At 69.7% G+C, this 17,274-nt stretch carries 16 protein-coding genes; 3 read left to right on the top strand and 13 right to left on the bottom strand.

Annotated features, from left to right (window positions below; genetic code table 11):
• Nucleotides 1–5: 5 nt before the first annotated feature.
• Complete coding sequence (locus tag Q0Z83_RS31675; RefSeq protein WP_317786905.1) at nt 6–425, top strand: hypothetical protein; 420 nt, start codon at nt 6–8, stop codon at nt 423–425.
• 118 nt (nt 426–543) lie between these two features.
• Here Q0Z83_RS31675 and Q0Z83_RS31670 read toward each other — a convergent pair whose 3' ends face one another.
• From Q0Z83_RS31670 to Q0Z83_RS31660, 3 genes are all read right to left on the bottom strand, one after another.
• Nucleotides 544–1,233 carry a class I SAM-dependent DNA methyltransferase gene (locus Q0Z83_RS31670; protein WP_317786904.1) on the bottom strand — a complete coding sequence of 230 codons (690 nt, stop codon included), beginning with the start codon at nt 1,231–1,233 and terminating at the stop codon, nt 544–546.
• 760 nt (nt 1,234–1,993) lie between these two features.
• A complete protein-coding gene (locus tag Q0Z83_RS31665; RefSeq protein WP_317786903.1) occupies nt 1,994–2,815 on the bottom strand; it encodes a dioxygenase family protein in 822 nt (273 codons plus the stop codon).
• A 112-nt stretch (nt 2,816–2,927) separates the two neighbouring features.
• On the bottom strand, nt 2,928–3,932 hold the full coding sequence (locus Q0Z83_RS31660) for an oxidoreductase (RefSeq protein WP_317786902.1): 1,005 nt from the start codon (nt 3,930–3,932) through the stop codon (nt 2,928–2,930).
• Between the two features lie 62 nt (nt 3,933–3,994).
• On the opposite strand from Q0Z83_RS31660, the gene Q0Z83_RS31655 reads away from it, so the two are divergent.
• Nucleotides 3,995–4,333, top strand: a complete 339-nt coding sequence (locus Q0Z83_RS31655) for a MerR family transcriptional regulator (RefSeq protein WP_317786901.1) — start codon at nt 3,995–3,997, stop codon at nt 4,331–4,333.
• Between the two features lie 4 nt (nt 4,334–4,337).
• On the opposite strand, the gene Q0Z83_RS31650 is transcribed toward Q0Z83_RS31655, so the two are convergent.
• The 10 genes from Q0Z83_RS31650 to Q0Z83_RS31605 are packed head-to-tail and all read right to left on the bottom strand — an operon-like array spanning nt 4,338 to nt 15,868.
• Nucleotides 4,338–5,363 (bottom strand): GNAT family N-acetyltransferase, encoded by a 1,026-nt coding sequence (locus tag Q0Z83_RS31650; RefSeq protein WP_317786900.1) that lies wholly within the window; start codon nt 5,361–5,363, stop codon nt 4,338–4,340.
• 21 nt (nt 5,364–5,384) lie between these two features.
• The gene (locus tag Q0Z83_RS31645; RefSeq protein ID WP_317786899.1) at nt 5,385–6,617 is read right to left on the bottom strand and encodes an FAD-dependent monooxygenase; all 1,233 of its coding nucleotides are present in this window, start codon (nt 6,615–6,617) and stop codon (nt 5,385–5,387) included.
• Between the two features lie 10 nt (nt 6,618–6,627).
• Nucleotides 6,628–7,638, bottom strand: coding sequence for a GNAT family N-acetyltransferase (locus Q0Z83_RS31640; protein WP_317786898.1), 1,011 nt, complete (start codon nt 7,636–7,638; stop codon nt 6,628–6,630).
• Nucleotides 7,639–7,660: 22 nt separating this feature from the next.
• Nucleotides 7,661–8,794, bottom strand: coding sequence for a hypothetical protein (locus Q0Z83_RS31635; protein ID WP_317786897.1), 1,134 nt, complete (start codon nt 8,792–8,794; stop codon nt 7,661–7,663).
• Nucleotides 8,791–9,963, bottom strand: a complete 1,173-nt coding sequence (locus Q0Z83_RS31630) for an O-antigen ligase family protein (RefSeq protein ID WP_317786896.1) — start codon at nt 9,961–9,963, stop codon at nt 8,791–8,793. The genes Q0Z83_RS31635 and Q0Z83_RS31630 overlap by 4 nt, the downstream gene beginning before the upstream one ends.
• A complete protein-coding gene (locus tag Q0Z83_RS31625) occupies nt 9,960–11,225 on the bottom strand; it encodes a lipopolysaccharide biosynthesis protein (protein WP_317786895.1) in 1,266 nt (421 codons plus the stop codon). The genes Q0Z83_RS31630 and Q0Z83_RS31625 overlap by 4 nt, the downstream gene beginning before the upstream one ends.
• Nucleotides 11,218–12,747 (bottom strand): polysaccharide biosynthesis tyrosine autokinase, encoded by a 1,530-nt coding sequence (locus Q0Z83_RS31620; RefSeq protein WP_317786894.1) that lies wholly within the window; start codon nt 12,745–12,747, stop codon nt 11,218–11,220. Before Q0Z83_RS31620 ends, Q0Z83_RS31625 begins: the two co-directional genes overlap by 8 nt.
• 12 nt (nt 12,748–12,759) lie before the next feature.
• Complete coding sequence (locus tag Q0Z83_RS31615) at nt 12,760–13,986, bottom strand: glycosyltransferase family 4 protein (RefSeq protein ID WP_317786893.1); 1,227 nt, start codon at nt 13,984–13,986, stop codon at nt 12,760–12,762.
• A 6-nt stretch (nt 13,987–13,992) separates the two neighbouring features.
• Entirely contained in the window at nt 13,993–15,111 is a 1,119-nt protein-coding gene (locus Q0Z83_RS31610; RefSeq protein ID WP_317786892.1) for a DegT/DnrJ/EryC1/StrS family aminotransferase, read from the bottom strand.
• Nucleotides 15,104–15,868, bottom strand: coding sequence for a polysaccharide deacetylase family protein (locus Q0Z83_RS31605; RefSeq protein ID WP_317786891.1), 765 nt, complete (start codon nt 15,866–15,868; stop codon nt 15,104–15,106). Before Q0Z83_RS31605 ends, Q0Z83_RS31610 begins: the two co-directional genes overlap by 8 nt.
• A gap of 228 nt (nt 15,869–16,096) precedes the next feature.
• On the opposite strand from Q0Z83_RS31605, the gene Q0Z83_RS31600 reads away from it, so the two are divergent.
• Nucleotides 16,097–17,104, top strand: a complete 1,008-nt coding sequence (locus Q0Z83_RS31600; protein ID WP_317786890.1) for a lipid II:glycine glycyltransferase FemX — start codon at nt 16,097–16,099, stop codon at nt 17,102–17,104.
• Nucleotides 17,105–17,274 lie beyond the last annotated feature (170 nt).

The following is a 17,274-nucleotide window of genomic DNA, read 5'->3' as shown; positions in this document are numbered from 1 at the left end:
TCGATATGGGTCGTTACTGGTGGTCGATCGAGATTCTGGACGGGCCGCATTCGTCCGCTGCCCGATGGCGTGACACGTACCAGGAGACCATGGTGTCCGCGGCCGTCTCCTTCGGTGCCAAGGAGTGGTCCTGGCACGTGTTCGGGTGGGGTGTCCTCTTCGAGATCGCCTTCGACTCCGAGGAGACGTGGCCCGACTTCCGCGCGTTGCCGGCCGTCCAGGCCGCCTTGGACGCGGCGCCCGACCCGGTGAACGGCCTGTTGATCTACCCCGGCCGAGGCGGTAGTGCCGGGCGTACCGTACCCCGGCGGCCCAGGCCGACCGCGGGTGCGGGCGCGGTCCCGCTGCCACGCGAGGAGCAACGAACCCGAGTCACACTGGCCACCGCCGAACCCGCCCCGACCCAGGCCGGCGTCCTGGTCTGACGGCGTCCTGATCTGACCCGCCCGTGCGCTCCGGGGAGTCGATCACCGAAGTCGTCTCGGCGGTCCGAGAACACCCCTGAGCTCCATGACGTCCGTAAGCTTCGGGAGTCTGACGATCTCAGGGAAGACGGTGGGCGATCACGTAGGCGTGGGGGCGACCGGGCCGTGACGGGGGCTCGTAGACGGAGGTCAGCATCGTGCGGAAGCCCGCCTCGGCCAGCAGGTTCGTGACGGTCTCCGGGCGGCGGCGATGGATGGTCAGGTTCACGTCGTGGTCCCAGGCATGGGTGAAGTGTTTAGGCTCGTCGCCGGCCTGAAACGCCAGCAGCAGCGGCGCACCCGGTTTCAACACCCGGTGGAACTCACCGTAGACGGCCGGCAACTCCGGGGTCGGGAAGTGGATCGTGGAGTAGAAGGCGACCAGCCCGGACAGGCTCTCCGCAGGGAGATCGAGATCGGTCATCGAACCGACTTCAAACCGGAGCTCCGGATAGGTCGCACTGGCCTGGGCGATCATGCCGGGTGAGAGATCCACACCGAAGACGTCCAGGCCACGGCCACGCAGGAAGGCGGCCAGGTGCCCGGGTCCACACCCGACGTCGGCGACGCGGCCGGGCCCAGCCGAAACGAGACCGGATCCGTCCTCAGCGAACACGTTCCCGGGCGCGATCACCAGCTCGGCGAAGAGCGCCAGAACACTCCGCAGCATCGGCTCATCAGCGAGCTCGTCGTTGAAGAGAGTGGCGTAGTGGGCGGCCACATGGTCATAGGACGACCGAACCGCATCAAGATATCCAGATTCGCGCACGCGCCGCAGCCTATCCCCACCACAATCGCCCAAACCCCCACCGCCCGCCCACCGCCCGCCACCCGCCGCCCGTCCGTGCCCGTGCCGCGTTTCTGTTCGCCCGTCCGCGCGCTATTGCCTGCCCGTCCGCGCGCTCCGTCTGCCTGTTCCATCCGCTTCGTCTGTTCTATCCGCCCCATTCGCCCTGGTGCTGTCGATCTTGTGAGCTTGTGCCCTTCGCGCGCCCCGAAACTCACAAGATCATCGCTAGGCGGCGCCCACCACGTCGATCTTGTGAGTCTGTGGCTGCTCAGACGACGCAAACTTCACAAGATCGCGGCGGCATGCCCGGGTCTCCGGCGGTGACGCTTCCTGGCGGTCGCGCTCGGGTGTAGAGGAGCTTGCAAGGCCGGCCCGAGAGCGCATTTCGTGCAAGATCCGGGCGGCGCGGCGTCGTGCAGCGCGACGGTGCGTGGCGTGGCGTGGCGTCGTTCGGCGAGGTGGTGCGTGGTGTGGTGCGGCGTCGCGTCGCGTGGTGCGGCGTCGTGCGGCGAGGCGTGGTGCGGCGTCGCGTGGCGTCGTGCGGCGAGGCCGTGCGTGGCGTGATGCGGCGGCGTGCGGCATGGCGTCGTGCGGCGAGGCGAAGGCGTGGTGTGGGGTGGGGTGGGTGGGGCGGTGAGGGAGTTGGGGTGGGTGGCGGATCGGGGTGTGGGGGAAGCGAACGGCCGCCGCCGAGAGAGGAGGAAGGCGGCGGCCGTTCGGGTGGAGGGGGTCGGGGGCCCTACGGAACTGTGATCGTCAGGTTTGCCACGTAACCGGCCGACACCGAACCGGTGACGGTGGCCATCTGGGTTGCTGCCAGGTCGTCGCCGAAGACCATGTCGCCGGCCAGGGTGATTCGGCTCAGGTTGGTGACGCTCTGCGAGTAGCCGGTGGCGCTGGCGTAGACGGTTCGGGAGATCGACTCGGGTAGCGCGATCTGCGACGTCTTCTTGATCAGTCCGGATGCGCTGGTGGCCGCGGCCAGCGACGAGTAGACCTCGAAGTGGATGTGCGGCCACCGGCCCGCGTAGCAGCCGGGGTAGATGCTGGTGAACGTCACCGTGCCGGATGAGTTGGTCACCTGGATGCCGCGCAGGTAGTTCTGGTTGGTCACGCCCGACGAGTACAGCGAGTATCGTCCGGCCCGGTCGCAGTGCCATGAGTAGATCGCCGCGCCGACCGTCGGTGTGCACGCCGAGTTGAGCACGGTCAGCGAGAACTGCAGCGGGACACCGGGCGCGGTGGTCGTCGACGTGCCGAACGACGACCTGATGTCACTGCGCACGATGCCCGAGAGCACCCGGACGTTGGGGCCGTTCGAGCCGTCGGCCGGGTACGGTCCGGCGGTCTCCGAGTCGACCTCGGCCGCGCACGCGGCGAGTGCCGGTTCAGCCGAGCCGCCGAGCAGGGTGCCACCGGCCACGGCCAGTGCTCCGGCGCCACCGACCGCGGTGAGCATCCGCCGCCGGGACATCACCGGAAGGTCGTAGGCGAGACCTTTGTCGTGGACCTCGCGCACGAACGCGTCGTTGTCCTGCATAGAGGGAGAGGGGTCCTGCATGATGGGTTCCTCCTTCTGCCGTTGGGGGAGCCCGCAGCAAAACATCGAAGTCTATGAATGACCTGTGGTTGATCTCCGTGAGGTCATATCGGCTGGGTCATCGCAGGGCCGATCAGAAGTAGACCGACTCGTGGGACTTCTGGTAGCCACGCACGTCGGCGAGACGGTTCGAGGTGAGCAGCGACGCCCAGGACGGGTTGGCCAGCAGGATGCGGCCCGCCGCCACCAGGTCGAACTCGCCCGTGGACAGGCCGTCGAGCAGCCGGGGCAGTTCCGGGAGATCACCGTTCAGGCCGACCGAGCCGACCGTGATCGACGGCAGGCCGGTCAGCTTCCGCGCCCACCCGGCCAGGTTGAGCGGCGAGCCGGCGAACGCCGGTTCCCAGAAGCGTCGCTGCGAGGCGTGCAGGATGTCGGCTCCCGCATCGGCGAGCGGCGTGAGCAGCGACTCCAGTTCACCCGGGGACGCGGCGATACGGGCGTCGTAGTCGCGTTCCTTGAACTGGGAGAACCGTACGATCAAAGGGGTCTCCGGGGAGAGTTGGGCCCGGACCGCCCGGACCACCTCGGCCGGGAAGCGGCTGCGATCGGCGCCGTAGGCGTCGGTACGACGGTTGGTGACCGGCCACAGGAACTCGTCCAGCAGATATCCGTGCGCGGCGTGGATCTCCACCGCGTCGAATCCGGCCAGCACGGCGACCCGCGCCGACTCCGCGAACGCTTCCACGATGGTGTCGATATCGGACACCGACATGGTCGACGGTGTCCAGGATTCCCTCCCGTCGACCGGCCGGCGCTCACTGCCGAGGTGCCAGAGCTGCGCCGCGATCCGGCCGCCCGTGTCGTGCACGGCGTCGGTGACCAGCCGCCAGCCCGCCTCGGCGACACCGGCCGTCATCCGCGGCACGGTCGTCTCGTGACTCGCGCTCGGATGCCCGACGAGGGTGCCCTCGGTGACGATCAGCCCGATGCCGCCCGCCGCCCGTCGCGCGTAGTAGTCGGCGACCTCCGCGGTCGGCACCCCGCCGGGCGACCGGAACCGCGTCATCGGGGCCATGACCAGGCGGTTCGCCAGCTTGAGGTCGCCGATGGCGAAGGGGCTCAGCAGAGAAGTCATGCCGGGACGCTAAGACTTGACACCGATGTAAGGTTCAAGGAGATGTGAGCGGGGAGACACGCATGCGGATCGGTGACCTCAGCGCCGCGACCGGCGCCAGCGCGCGGTCACTGCGCTACTACGAGGATCAAGGGCTTCTGAAGAGCCTCCGGGGTACGGGCGGACAACGCCACTATCCAGAAGCCGCGATCGACCGGGTCACGCTGATCAAAAGCCTCCTCGCCGCGGGCCTGTCGACGGCGACCATCCGTGACGTGCTGCCGTGCGTGGCCGACGAGTCGATCCGCACCCCGTGGCTGGCCGACCGGCTCACCGGCGAGCTCCACCGCATCGAGTCACAGATGGCCGACCTGCGCCGCACCCACGACATCCTGGCCGGCCTGGTGGAACGCTACCGATGACGGGCTATCGGTAGGGCGGGAAGCGTCCGGCCATCATCGCGTCGGTCGGCATTCCGCACAGTTTCTCGACGGCCAGTGGATCGGTGACCACCCGCCACGTGTGGAAGTCCTGCCGCCCGGCCGCGAACGCCGCCTTGTATCGGAACAGCGAGTCGTCCGCCCCGCCCACCCCGCCGCCGATGTGGTGGACCAGGTCACCCCGGTCCCGGCCCCACAGCCGGACCGCGTGGTAGAGCAGTTTGTCGGCCCACCAGATCTGACCGTCCCGGGTGGACTGCAGATGGGTCTGCAGGATCCCCCGATGGGCGAAGAACAGGTTCCCGCCCAGCACCTCGCCGTCGCGTACGGCCGCCGCCAGATGGATCTGATCCGGCAGAGCGGCGCGCAGCCGTGCGAAGTGGTCGAGTCCGAAGAAGTAGAAATCGGTCGCCCCGACCCGGCGCATCGTCGCGTGATAGGTCGCCACCCAGGGCGCCAGCAGATCCCAGTCGTCGAAGACGATCCGTACCCCGGCTCGCTTCGCCTTGTTGATCTGATTGCGATGGGTGCGGTGGGTGTCGTGCCACAGCTGCTCGGGGGTGAGCGTCAGGTCGGCCGACACCGTCTCGCCGTGCCGCACCACCGTCCCGGCGCCGGGAAGTGCCGTGGCCAGGGCCGCGACCGGCGCCGGGAGCAACGGGTGCAGCCGGGCGAAGACGGTGATCACGTCGTGGGTGCGCAGCAGCGCCGCCATGTGCCGGGCGGCCCGTGTCCAGAAACCGGTGTCCGACGGTGGGACGTCACTGACCGGCCCGGGGTAACCGTAGGGCGAGACCGCGTCCCGCAGCCCGGTGCCGGGGACCGGCCGCAGCACCAGTGGCAGCAGCAGGACCTGGCCCATCTCGTCGTACCGGAACGCGACCGGCGTACCCCCGGCGAGATGGGCGTCCAGGGTCACGTATCCGGGCAGGTGGTACACGTCGTGGTGGACGCGCCGCAACGCGTCCGTCCACGCCGGGTCGCCGGGTTCCAGCAGGGCGCCTTCGGCCATCGGCCGTCCCTTCCTCGAGTGCTACGCGGTGTTGGGCAGGATCGCGTGTCCGGTGGTGACCTGACCGCCGTCGGTCCGGCGGCGGGCCCGGCTCCACCGGCGGGCGCTGAGCGTCCACCGCAGCAGGGTGCGCGGGACCGTCGTCTGTGTCGCCATGTGCAGCAGGTAACGCCACGTCGGGTATTCGCCGCGGCGGTTCGACAGGGCGTACGAGAACCGGCCGGCCGGCAGGTGGGCGTACTCCGGCATCTTCTCGAACCAGGCGCTGCTCGCTCGCGCCGCCCGTTGCAACGGTGCCATCGCCGCCTTGCGGCGGTGTTCGTACCGTTCCAGGGCCACCGCCAGATCGTCGCCGGAGGCGACCGCGTCGGCCAGGGCCATCGCGTCCTGCATGGCCAGCTTCGTGCCGGAGCCGATCGCGAAGTGGGTGGTGTGCGCGGAGTCGCCCATCAGCACCAGGTTGCCGTGGTCCCAGCGGTGCGCGGTGACCCGCCGGAAACTCTGCCAACCGGTCCGCCCGACCTCGGCCCGGTGGTCGATCAACTCGGCGCCGTCCAGATGGGACGCGAAGATCTGCCGCAGCCGCTCGGTGCCGTCCCGCGCGTCGAGAGTGTCGAAGCCCAGGTCGGACCAGGTCTGCGGGGTGCACTCGACGATGAACGTGGAGGTCTTCGCGTCGAACGGGTAGGCGTGGAACCAGATCCACCCGGCCGAGGTCTGCTCGAACCCGAAGGTGAACGTGTCGAACACCTTCGGCGTGCCCAGCCAGATGTACTTGTTACGGGCCACCTCGACCTCGGCGCCGAAGTGCTCGGCGTGCGCCTCCCGGATCCGGCTGCGCGCCCCGTCGCACGCCACCACCAGGTCGGACGGCGGCAGGTCGGCCAGGTCGGTCAGCTCGTCGGACCAGGTGATGTTCACACCCAGCTCGACCGCCCGCTCGGAGAGGATCTCCAGCAGCCTGTGGCGGCCCAGGCTGAAGCCGTACCCGGGCAGGTGGCTGGTGGGTTTGCCGGTCGCGCGGACCTCGTACTCGTCCCACTTGTAGGCCGCCTCCCAGATCCGATCGGCGCTGACCGGGTCGTACCGGAACAGGTCGTCGAGCAGGTCGTCCCAGAACACCACCCCCCAGCCCCAGGTGACGCCGGCCGGGTTGCGCTCGACCACGGTGACCTCGTTGCCGGGGTCGGCGAGCTTCGCCAGCGTCGCGAAGTACAGTCCGGCGGGCCCTCCGCCGACACAGGTGATCCGCATGACGGGGCTCCTAACGGTAGGCCGGGAAGGTGGCGGTCAGGTCGGCCGGATCGGCGTCCGGACGGCGGTCGCGGACCAGCCGCCGGTACGCCTCCGGGTCGGTGATCACCCGCCAGGTGTGGAAGGCGTTCCGGCTGGGCGAGAACCCGGCCTTGTACGAGAACAGCGAGTCGTTCGCCCCGCCCTTGCCGCCACCCAGGTGGAACACCTTGTCCCCCCGGGACTTGCACCAGCGTCGCACCGAGTCGTAGAGCAGTTCGTCGGCGTACCGTTTCGGGGCGCGGCGGGTCGACGACACGTAACCGGTGGCGATCCCGTCGTACGAGAAGAAGGTGTTGCCCCCGACGACCTCGCCGTCCTCCAGCGCCACCACCAGGTGCATCTTGTCGCCGACCGCGTCGTGCAGCGCCGACAGGTGCTCACGGGTGAAGAAGTAGTACGAGGTGGCGCCGACCCGCCGCATGTTGTCGTGGTAGACCTCGACCCACTCGCCGAGCCGCCCCCAGTCGTCGAACACGATCTCGGTACCGGCCCGTTTGGCCCGGTTGATGTGGTTGCGATGGTCGGCGCGGGTCTGCTTCCACATCTCATCCTCGGAGACCGTCAGGTCCATCGACACGGTTTCGCCGTGGTACACCAGCTTCCCGTGGTCGGCGAGGACCGGGGTGGCGAGGAGCGGATGCAGGCGGATGAACGCCGAGATGACCTTCAGATCAGACAGGACGTCGATGAAAGCCGAGCAGGCCGCGTCCCAGAAAGCGGGATCATCGGTGGAGCCCACGGGACCCGGGTAGCCGTACGGCGAGATCGCGTCCTTGAGGTCCGTGCCCGGGATGTCCCGCAGGATGAGCGGAATCAGCAACCGCCGCCCGTCCTGTTCGAAATGGAACGCGGCGGGCGCGCCGCCGTAGAGCCGCGCGTCCAGGACGACGTAGTCCGGCACGTGGTACATGTCGTGACTGACCTGCTGGAGCGTCTCCTTCCACTCGCGTGCCGCCGGTTCCAGCAGCGATGCCGTCATCTCCTGATTTCCCTTCCGGTGCTCAGGCCCGCAGCAGGCGGGCGTTGAGCGCCATGTTCGCGGCGAACTGGTCGTTCACCACCTGGTGTCGCTCCAGCCGTAGTTGCACGGCCGGGTCGTATCGGCCCAGCTTCACGAAGCCGTCGGACCACCAGCCGTTGTCGACGCCGGTGCCGTCCACATAGGCGTGATAGGTCGTCCCGCCCGGCCAGATCACCTTGGTGAGCAGGGACGAGAAGGCGGCCACGTCGGCGGCCGACCAACCCTGGTTGCGGTCGCGGGCCTCGACCACGTACGTGACCACGCCGTTGCCGTGGCCGACGTCCTGACCGGGCCGTTTCGCCGAGTCCCACACGTCGCTCCAGAACCAGGCGGTCGGCTCGGCCGGGTTGCGCCGCAACTGCCGGCGCAACTGGGTGCTGATCTGGTCGACGACCGTGTTGCAGCGGGCCTTGCGGGTCTGGTCGGCGGTGAGGTGGGCGATGTTCATCGCGATCAGCGCCCAATGCGCGGCCATGTGTGTGCGCTCGCGGTAGAGGTAACTCTTCGGGCCGCGGGTGTACCACTTGTCGAAGACGTCGACCTCGGCGAACGCCAGCAGCCGCTGGTACCTGGCCCGGTATCCGGCGTCGGTGAGATCCTTCATGGCGACCAGCAGGTTGGTGCCGTACCGCCACAGGTACGACTCGTAGAGCGGCACCTCGTCGCCGCCGCCACCGGCCCGGCTCGACCCCCAGCCCCGGAACCGGTCGCCGAACGAGCTCTTCGCCAGCGACGTCGACGGGGCCGAGGCGGCGACCACGTTCTCCATCCAGATCAGCGCCCGGTCCAGGTAGCGGCGCTGGCCGGTGGCCCGGTACATCGCGGTGCACGCGTCGACGTCGTACGCCAGGTCGTAGTGGTCGCGACTGTCCTTGGACCGGCTCAACGGGGTCGCGTTGCCGTACGCGAACTCCCAGCTCTTCATGAAGATCCCGGTCCAGTACGAGACCGGTTTGATCTTCGACACCTGCTCCACCGCGGGCGGCTCGGCCGGCATCGGATCGCGCACCTCGGGAACGTCGTCGTCGCTCGCCCCGCGGACCAGGTGCAGCCCGGTCGCGCCGGCCACCAGCACCCCGCCCAGCCCGGCGGCCAGGATCGTGCGCCGCTTCATCGGGCCGTCACCGGCACCCGGTCGGCCACCGGCACCAGCGCCGTGGCCGCGGCCAGTCCGGCGAACATCCAGGCCAGCCGGGAGTCGTAGTAGTCGCCGGAGAACAGACCGGACAGCGCCACGAAGACGGTCGCCGACACGGTCAGGCCGGTCAGCTGGGGACGGGCGCCGCCACCCCGGACGAGCCGGGTCCACAGCAGGACCGAGGCGGTGAGCAGGCCCAGCCCGGCGAGCCCGCCCTCGGCCGCGACCGCCAGCACGTAGTTGTGCGGATACTCGACGGCCTGGTTGACGCCGATCAGGCCGTAGAAGCCGTCGAGCCCGGACCCGGCGACCGGATGGTCGAAGAACATGTCGACGGCGGCCATCCAGATGTCGGTCCGCCCGGAGAGATATTGTTCCTGCACGGTCTGTTCAACGAACCGTTCCTGGAACAGGTCGGTGAACTCGGGTGGGGCGAAAGCCCAGATGGCGCCGACCGCGACCACCGCCACCAGCCCGGCCCCGACGATCGCCGAGCCGCGCAACCGGTGCCGCAGCTTGAGCAACGCGGCGAAACCGACCACCCCACCGGCGACGAGTGTGCCGCGCGACCCGGACAGCACGGTGGCCAGCAGGAACAGCGGGATCACCAGCAGCGGCAGGATCCGGCCGGTCAGCATGAACAGCGCGACCGCGCTGATCACCCCGAGGACCTCGATCCGGGCGAACACGTTCGGCCCGCCGCCGAACGCCGAGTAGCGGCCCTGCTCGCCGGGGCCGCTGATGAAGATGGCGGCCAGCGCGTAGACGATCGCGGCGACGAAGAACAGCTGGAACGTCAACCGGGCGACCGCCGCCGGGTCGGACAGCGAATACCGGTAGAACGCCACCACCAGCACACCGAGCAGCACCAGGTCCAGGACCTGCGGGCCGACCCGGGCGGCCGGGGGCGCCCACAGCGCCGAGGCGATCTGGAAGAGGAAGAACAACAGGGCGGCGACCAGCCAGCCCTCCCGGTCGATCACCGGCCGGGCCTTGGCATCGGCCGACAGCCCGAGCGCCACCAGTGCCACGACCAGGCCGATCACCCGCAGGTCGACCCAGGCCAGGTCGAGCAGCCCGGCCCGGTCGAGGGTGTACCGGCCGCCGATCGCGACGAGGATCAGCAGCAGGCCGGGCGTTCTCAACGTCGGCCCACGATCTGGCTCGCCGCCATCGCGAAGACCAGACAGGCGCCGTAACCGGCGAGCGAGCCGTAGGCCGCGCCGAGGATGCCGAGCCGGGGGATCAGCAGCAGGTAGGCGGCGAAACTCACCACGAACCCGGCGATCTCGGCGGCCGACACGAGACCGCCGTGCCCCTTGGCGATCAGCAGACCCAGACTGATCCGGGACACCGCGTACAGGCCGGCCGCCGCCACCAGCGGCAGCACGATCACCTTGGCGTCCGCGTACTCGTGCCCGAACAGCGGCTCGATCAGCAGATACAGGCCACCGGCCACCAGCGGCACCACCACGAGCACGTAGACGGCCGCGGCGGCCACGATCGGCGCCGCCCGCAGGCCACCGGAGTTGTGCGAGGCCCGCCACTTGCCGAGACGCGAGTCGGCGTACGCCCGGATCGGCCACGCCAGCAGCTCGGTCATCGTCGCCACCGACGTGTAGTGGCCGAGCGCCGCGGTCGACGCCAGCGCCGGGATGACCAGCCGGTCCACCCGCAGCATGGCCATGTTCGACAGGGCTGCCGGGAACAGCGACAGCCCCTCCCGCCGCACCTGCCGGTTCTGTTCCGGCCGGATCGGGCCGGCGTCGGCGACCACCGGCAGCCGCAGCCAGATCACCAGGTAGACGACGGTCGGCGTGGCCCCGGCGATCAGGTAGGCCAGGAACCACCACTCCGGGTGGCTGGCGTGCCCGGCATAGAGCCCGACCAGCATGGTGAACAGCAGCAACGCCTCGATCACCCGGGCCAGCAGGAAGTCCCGGACCCGCCCCACCGCGATGGCGATCGACCGGGTGGCCAGGCTGGTCGCCTCGATCAGCGCGAACCAGGCGAGCATCGCGACGATCAGCGGGCCCGGCGTCAGATGCGCGGGTGCGGCGATCTGCCAGATCACCGCACCACCGAGAAACAGCAGGCATGGTACGGCCAGCAGCCGCGCGTAGGCACGAACGGCCGGAGCGGGCGACACATTGTGGTAGGCCGCCACGAAACTGCGTTCGGTACCGAGCAGCAGCAGCTGGGTGGCCAGGTAGACGACCTGGAGCAGCAGTGCCACCTCGCCCCGGTTGGCCGGGCTCAGCGACCGGACCATCAGGATGTTCGCGGCCATCGCCACCGCACCGGTCAGCACCTGCGACGCGAGCAGCTGGACGGATGGTTCCCGCAGCACCTTTCCGGCGAGGGCGATCGGGCCGGCCTGCCGGATCCCGATCCGTAGGTCACTCACTGCGCTGCTGCTCCTCGTCGGCGTCGTCGTCGGCGCCGCTGCGTTGGGCCGGCACGTCAGGGGACTGCTCGTTCTCCGTGTCGGCGACCCGGGCCCGGCCGCGGGCGGTGCCCACCACCGGCAGCGACACGAACGTGTCGTCGAGCCGCGGCGACTGTGTCGGATCCAGCCCGAACACCAGATCCGGGCTGTCCATGCCGGTGCCCACCTCGGCCGGGCCGTGCCACGAACCGTTCTCCGGCAGCTTGCGCGGCAACGCGTTCAGCACCGCACCGGCGAGTTTGGCGCCGACCCGCTGGAGCAGGTCGATCGACTTCTCCACGTCCGCCGTCCGGGTCCGTCCGGCCCGTACCACCAGCAGCGCGCTGTCGGTGACCTGCCCGATCACGGTGGCGTCGGCGACACCCTGCAACGCCGGACCGTCGACCAGCACGATGTCGTAGCGTTCGGTCAACGTGCGGACGGTCGCGCCCAGCCGGGGCGAGGCCAGCAGCTCACCCGGGTCGGGCGCGTGCTCCCCGGCGGGCAGCACGGTCACCCGGCCGCCGAGCGAGTCCTGGAGCACGTCGGGCACCCGGGCGGTACCGGCCAGCACCTCGGCCAGACCGGGCGCCGCGTCCAGCGACAGGTAACGCCCGATCCCCGGTGTCCGCATGTTCGCGTCGACGAGCACCACCCGCGCCCCCGTTTCAGCCATCGCGATGGCCAGGCCGCAGGTGACGGCCGTGGTGCCCTCCTTACGGCCGGCACCGGTGAGCAGCAGCGAACGGCCTCGCGCCGGGACCGTCGGAGCCGGGTGTTCGGCCAGCACCGGCAGCAGGCTGCGCAGCCGGCGGAACGCCTCGGCGAGCGCCTGGTCCGGGTGGTCGTCGCGGGAGCGGCCACCGATCGAGATGGTGCCGACCGCGTTCAGGCCGAGCCGCCGCAGGTCGTCCTCCTCGGCGACGGTACGGCCGGTGGCCTCCTTCACGGCGACCGCGGAGGCCCCGATCAGCAGGCCCAGCACGGCGGCGAACCCGACGTTGCGGGCCATGTCGTTCGGCTCGTCGGCAGTGACCGCGTCCTGCACGATCGACACCTGGGTGGCCGGTCCGGCGTCCGGGTCGGCCGGTGCGCCGATCTGCCGGGCCAGCCCGACCAGCACCGACGCCGCGGTGGTGACGATCTGCTTGCTGCGGTCGGCGTCCTGGTCGACCGCGGCGATCTCCAGCAGGTCGGTGCCCTCCCGGATCTGCGCCGACAGGCTCTTCTGCACCTGCTCGACGGTGATCTCCGGGCCCATCCGGTCGACCACCGCCTGCGCCACCCGGGGCCCGGTCAGCAGCGCGATGTACGAGTTGAGCCGCCGCGCCCCCGAGTCCGGGTCGGAGTTGCCCGAGCTGACGTACAGCACCATCGACGATTTGTGGCCCGGCGCGCCGGCCATGGTCAGCCCGGCCGCGATGCCGGCGGCGACCAGCACCGGCACCAGCAGCCAGAGCCATCGGCGCCGGCAGGCCCGGACGTACGCACGCAGTTCCACTGTTCCCCCGAATCAGGTGTTGGCGGGTTCGAGCTGTGCCGACCGGTTCAGCACCGCCTCGAACTTCTCGAAGAGCAGGTCACGGGAGAACTGCTCCACGGCCAGCCGGTACGCGGCGTCCCGAGCCTGTTTCAGCCACAGTTCGTCACGCAGGTGCCGGGCCAGTTCGGCGCCTGCGGACTCGGTGTCGACCGGGTCCAGCACCAGGCCGGCCCCGGTCTGCCGGAGCAGGTCGGCCTGCCAGCCGCCGTAGTTGATGGCGATCGGCCGGGACGCGGCGAGGGCGTCGAAGAACTTGTTCGCCGAGTTGTCCCAGAGCCCGCGGATCGGCCGGACCGTACTGCTGGACATGGTGGCCGCGCCGAGGATCACCGGCAGCTGCGACTTCGGCACCTTCTCCCACATGTGCACGACCCGGTCCAGCAGGCCCAGTTCGGCGGCGAGCGCCTTGGTCGGCTCCCACTCCTTGCCGTGCCCGACGATCAGGAAGCGCAGGTCGGGATCCGCCCTGGTGGCCGTGTGCATGGCCCGGACCAGGTACTCCACGCCGTTCACCACACCCAGCGCGCCGGTGTAGACGATCAGCGGACGGTCGCCCAGCCAGTCGTGGGCGGCACGGAACCGCCGTACCTCCTCCGGATCGACCCGGAACAGTTCGAGGTCGGCGGCGTTCGGGATGACCGTGGTCGGGGTGCCGGGCCGGCGGGCGACGACACCGTCGGCCATGCCGGGGGAGAGGGCGATCACCTCGGACGCGTTGCGGTAGGCGAAGTCGGCCAGCCCGCCGGCCACTCTCCGCAGCACCGGGTTGCGCAGCGCGCCCAGCTCGATCGGCACCTCGGGCCACAGGTCGCGGACCTCGAACACGAACGGCACCCGGCGCAGCTTCGCGGCGATCACGCCGGGCACCGCCACGGTCAGTGGCGTGCTGGTGGCGAACACCAGATCGGCGTGCAGCTTCGCCGCCTTCGCGGCGGCCAGCACCATGAACTCGGCGAAGGCCCGCAGGCGGCGGGCATACGACATGTTGTTGTTGTACGGAACCTTGAACCAGTGGACCGTGACGCCGTCCTCGACGGTCGTGGTCCAACCGGCCTGCCGTGCCCCCGGGGTGATGTCGGTGGTGATCACGTCGACCGTGTGCCCGCGCGCGACCAGCCGGCGGGCCTGCTCGTACGAGCGGATCCCCCCGGCCATCTGCGGATTGCAGTAGTACTGGTGGATGTAGACGATGTGCATGGCGTCTCAGCCCTCCCGAACCGCGTCGACGACGCGTCTCCGGTCGTCGTCGGTCAGAGCGGAACCACTGGGCAGGCACACCCCGCGGCGGAACAGATCGGCGCACACCCCGCCACCGCGGGTCACACAGTCCTGGAAGACCGGCTGCAGGTGCATCGGTTTCCAGGCCGGCCGGGCCTCGATGTCGCGGCTGTTCAGTGCGGCCAGCAGCCGGTCCCGGTCGCCCTCGCCGCCGGTCAGCACGCAGGTGAGCCAGTAGTTGGGTTCGCCGTAGCGGGCGATCGGCATGAAGGTGAGATCGGGCATCTCGGAGCGGTAGAAGTCGAACGTCGCCTTCCGGGCGGCGATCATCCGGTCCAGACGCTGCAACTGGCCCCGGCCCACCGCGGCGAGCAGGTTGCTGAGCCGGTAGTTGTAACCGACGGCCCGGTGCTCGTAGTGCGCGACCGGCTCGCGGGCCTGGGTGGACAGGTGCCGGGCCTGCTTGGCGACCCGGCCGTCGTCGGTGACGAGCATCCCGCCGCCACCCGTGGTGATGATCTTGTTGCCGTTGAAGGAGAGCACCCCGGCCAGCCCGAACGACCCGGCCGCCCGCCCGCGATAGGTGGCACCGAGGGCTTCGGCGGCATCCTCGATCAGCGGTACGCCGTACCTGTCACACGCTTCGAGAAGGGGGTCGTAGTCGGCGCACTGGCCGTACATGTCGACCGCGATCACCGCCCGGGGCAGGTTCCCGCGTTCGGCCCGGGCCCGTAGTTCCTCGGCCACCAGTGCCGGGTCGACGTTCCAGCTGTCCGGGGTGGAGTCCACGAAGACCGGCCGGGCGCCCAGGTAGACCACGGCGTTGGCGGTCGCGGCGAACGTGAACGACGGCACCAGCACGGTGTCGCCACGCCGGACTCCGGCCGCGATCAGGGCCAGGTGCAGCGCGGCCGTGCCACTGCTCAACGCCACCGCGTGCCGTACGCCCACCCGCTCGGCCACCTGCTCCTCGAAGGCGTCCAGGTCCGGGCCGACCGGGGCCACCCAGTTCGAGTCGAAGGCCGCCAGCAGCAGTCCGCGCTCCAGGTCGGTGACGTCGGGCGGGGACAGGTAGATCCGGGTGCCGGTTCGGGTGTCAGTCATGGACGCGGGTCCTCACGGCCAGGATCGGCCAGGCCGGGTGCAGACCCTGCCGGCGGATACACATCGGGGAGTCGCCGGCGTGCATGGCCGGGCGCAGGGTGCTGGAGAAACTGCGGTACCCGGCCTCCCGGGCGACTGTCACGTCGCGTTCGCGGAAATCGACCGCCGGGTGGCCGTACGGCGCCGCGAAGTCCCGGACCTCGACGCCGAGCTCGTCCTCGATCTCCCGTTTGGAGTCGATGATCTCCCGGGCCGCGGCCTCGTCGTCCTGATCGGACAGCCGGTGGTGGGTGACCGTGTGCGAGCCGAAGTCGAACCCGGACGCCACCAGTTGCCGGCAGTCGTTCCAGCTCAGGTTCCCGGGCCGGCCGACCATGCCGGAGGTCAGGAAGAACATCGCCGGCACCCGCATCTCCAGCAGCATCGGCGCGGCCACGTCCCGCCAGGTCAGGTGGGCGTCGTCGAAGGACAGGCAGAACACCGGTCCGGTCAGCGGCTGGGCACCGGACAGGTATCGCATCGCCTCGTCCCAGCCGACCATCGGGCCGATCCGCTGCAGGGCGCGCAGATGGTTGCGCAGGTCACGGGCGTACTCGGCGGGCACGTCGTGATAGAAGGGGAAGTAGAGGCCCGGCGCGCTGGGCAGCCGGCGGCGCAACCCGGCCGGGGCCAGGATCCGTCCCTGCAACCGGGGCCGGGCCCGTAGGCGACTGCGTAGCCCCAGCTCGTTCAGGCGTCGTCTGATCGCCGTCTGCATGCGATCGGCACCCTCCCGCTCGTTCGACAGGTCGCGGCCACGGGACGTCGTCCCGTGGCTCCCACCCACCTTCGCAAATACGTGTGGGGAAGCATCAGTAGCAATTGTCATAAGGAACGCGAGTATTATTCGCGTCAATTGTGAATAGCCCGATCGGCTTCTTGCGGAATGGACTTATGGTTGAGCATCATCAGGCCCGCCGGGCAATGATTCGATCGGGGACCCTTCATGTTGCGACTGCACCGGGTGCAGCCTGACGCCGCTCTCTGGGCGGACCGGGCGACCTACCCGGATCGGCTGATCTTCCACACTCCCGAGTGGCTCCGGTTCGTCGCCGAGTGCCAGAACGCCGAGCCGCTGCTCGCCACGGTCACCGCCGACGGTCAGCCGGTCGGACACTTCACCGGGCTCCTGAGCAGGCGTTTCGGAATGCGGATCCTGGGCAGTCCGATGGCCGGATGGACTACGTCGTACCTCGGATTCAATCTGCGACCGGAGGTTCCCCGGCGAGCCGCGCTCAGTGCCCTGATGCCGTTCGCCTTCGGTGAGGCGGGCGCCGCCCACCTCGAGATCCGCGACCGGGGCCTGACCCCGGCCGATCTGGGCGGCCTCGGCCTGCGCTGGGACTCCGCGCCCACCGCGGTGATCGATTTGAATCCGACCGAGGACGAGTTGTTCGGCGCGATGGCGAGTGCATGCCGCAGAAACATCCGCAAGGCCGAGAAGTCGGGCGTCACGATCGAGGAGGCGGACGCCGATCCCGCATTCGCCGACGAATTCTACGATCAATTGCGGGACGTATTCGCCAAACAGAATCTGGTACCCACCTATTCGGTGGAAAGGGTTCGGTCGTTGATCCGTCACCTCGGGCCGGCCGGGCGGATCCTGCTGCTGCGCGCCCGGGACGCCGAAGGGCGGGGGATCGCCACCGCGGTGCTCCCGTGGCATCACCGCGCCATGTACTTCTGGGGTGGCGCCAGTTACCGCAGCGGGCAGCATCTGCGGCCCAACGAGGCGATCATCTGGTACGCCCTGCGGTGGGCCAGGGCGCGCGGGGTCACCGAGTTCGACTTCGTCGGTGGTAACGCCTACAAGCAGAAGTACGGCACCACCGAGGTCGCCGTCCCGTGGGCCCGCCGATCCCGGTCGCCTCTGGTCGCACATCTTCGGGACGCCGCGAAGCAGGGTTTCGCCCTGAAGCAGCGGACCGTCGCCCGCCTCACCGTCGCTCGCTGACGTCCGGTGAAACAGGCGCAACTTCTTTCCGAAATAGGCCCGCAATCGTTCGATGATTGAGCAGGTAGTCAGCGGTGTGAGCGGGCCGCGAGTAGGTGCTTAACTGCTGATATCCGCTCTTCGGCAACATTGACATCGGCTGGAAACACTTTGAAAGAACTGCAAGAACT

Origin of the sequence: Actinoplanes sichuanensis (assembly GCF_033097365.1) — a bacterium.
In the GTDB taxonomy this organism is placed as follows: domain Bacteria; phylum Actinomycetota; class Actinomycetes; order Mycobacteriales; family Micromonosporaceae; genus Actinoplanes; species Actinoplanes sichuanensis.
Note: the sequence above shows the minus strand (reverse complement) of the source record. Positions and strands in the feature narration are given on the sequence as shown.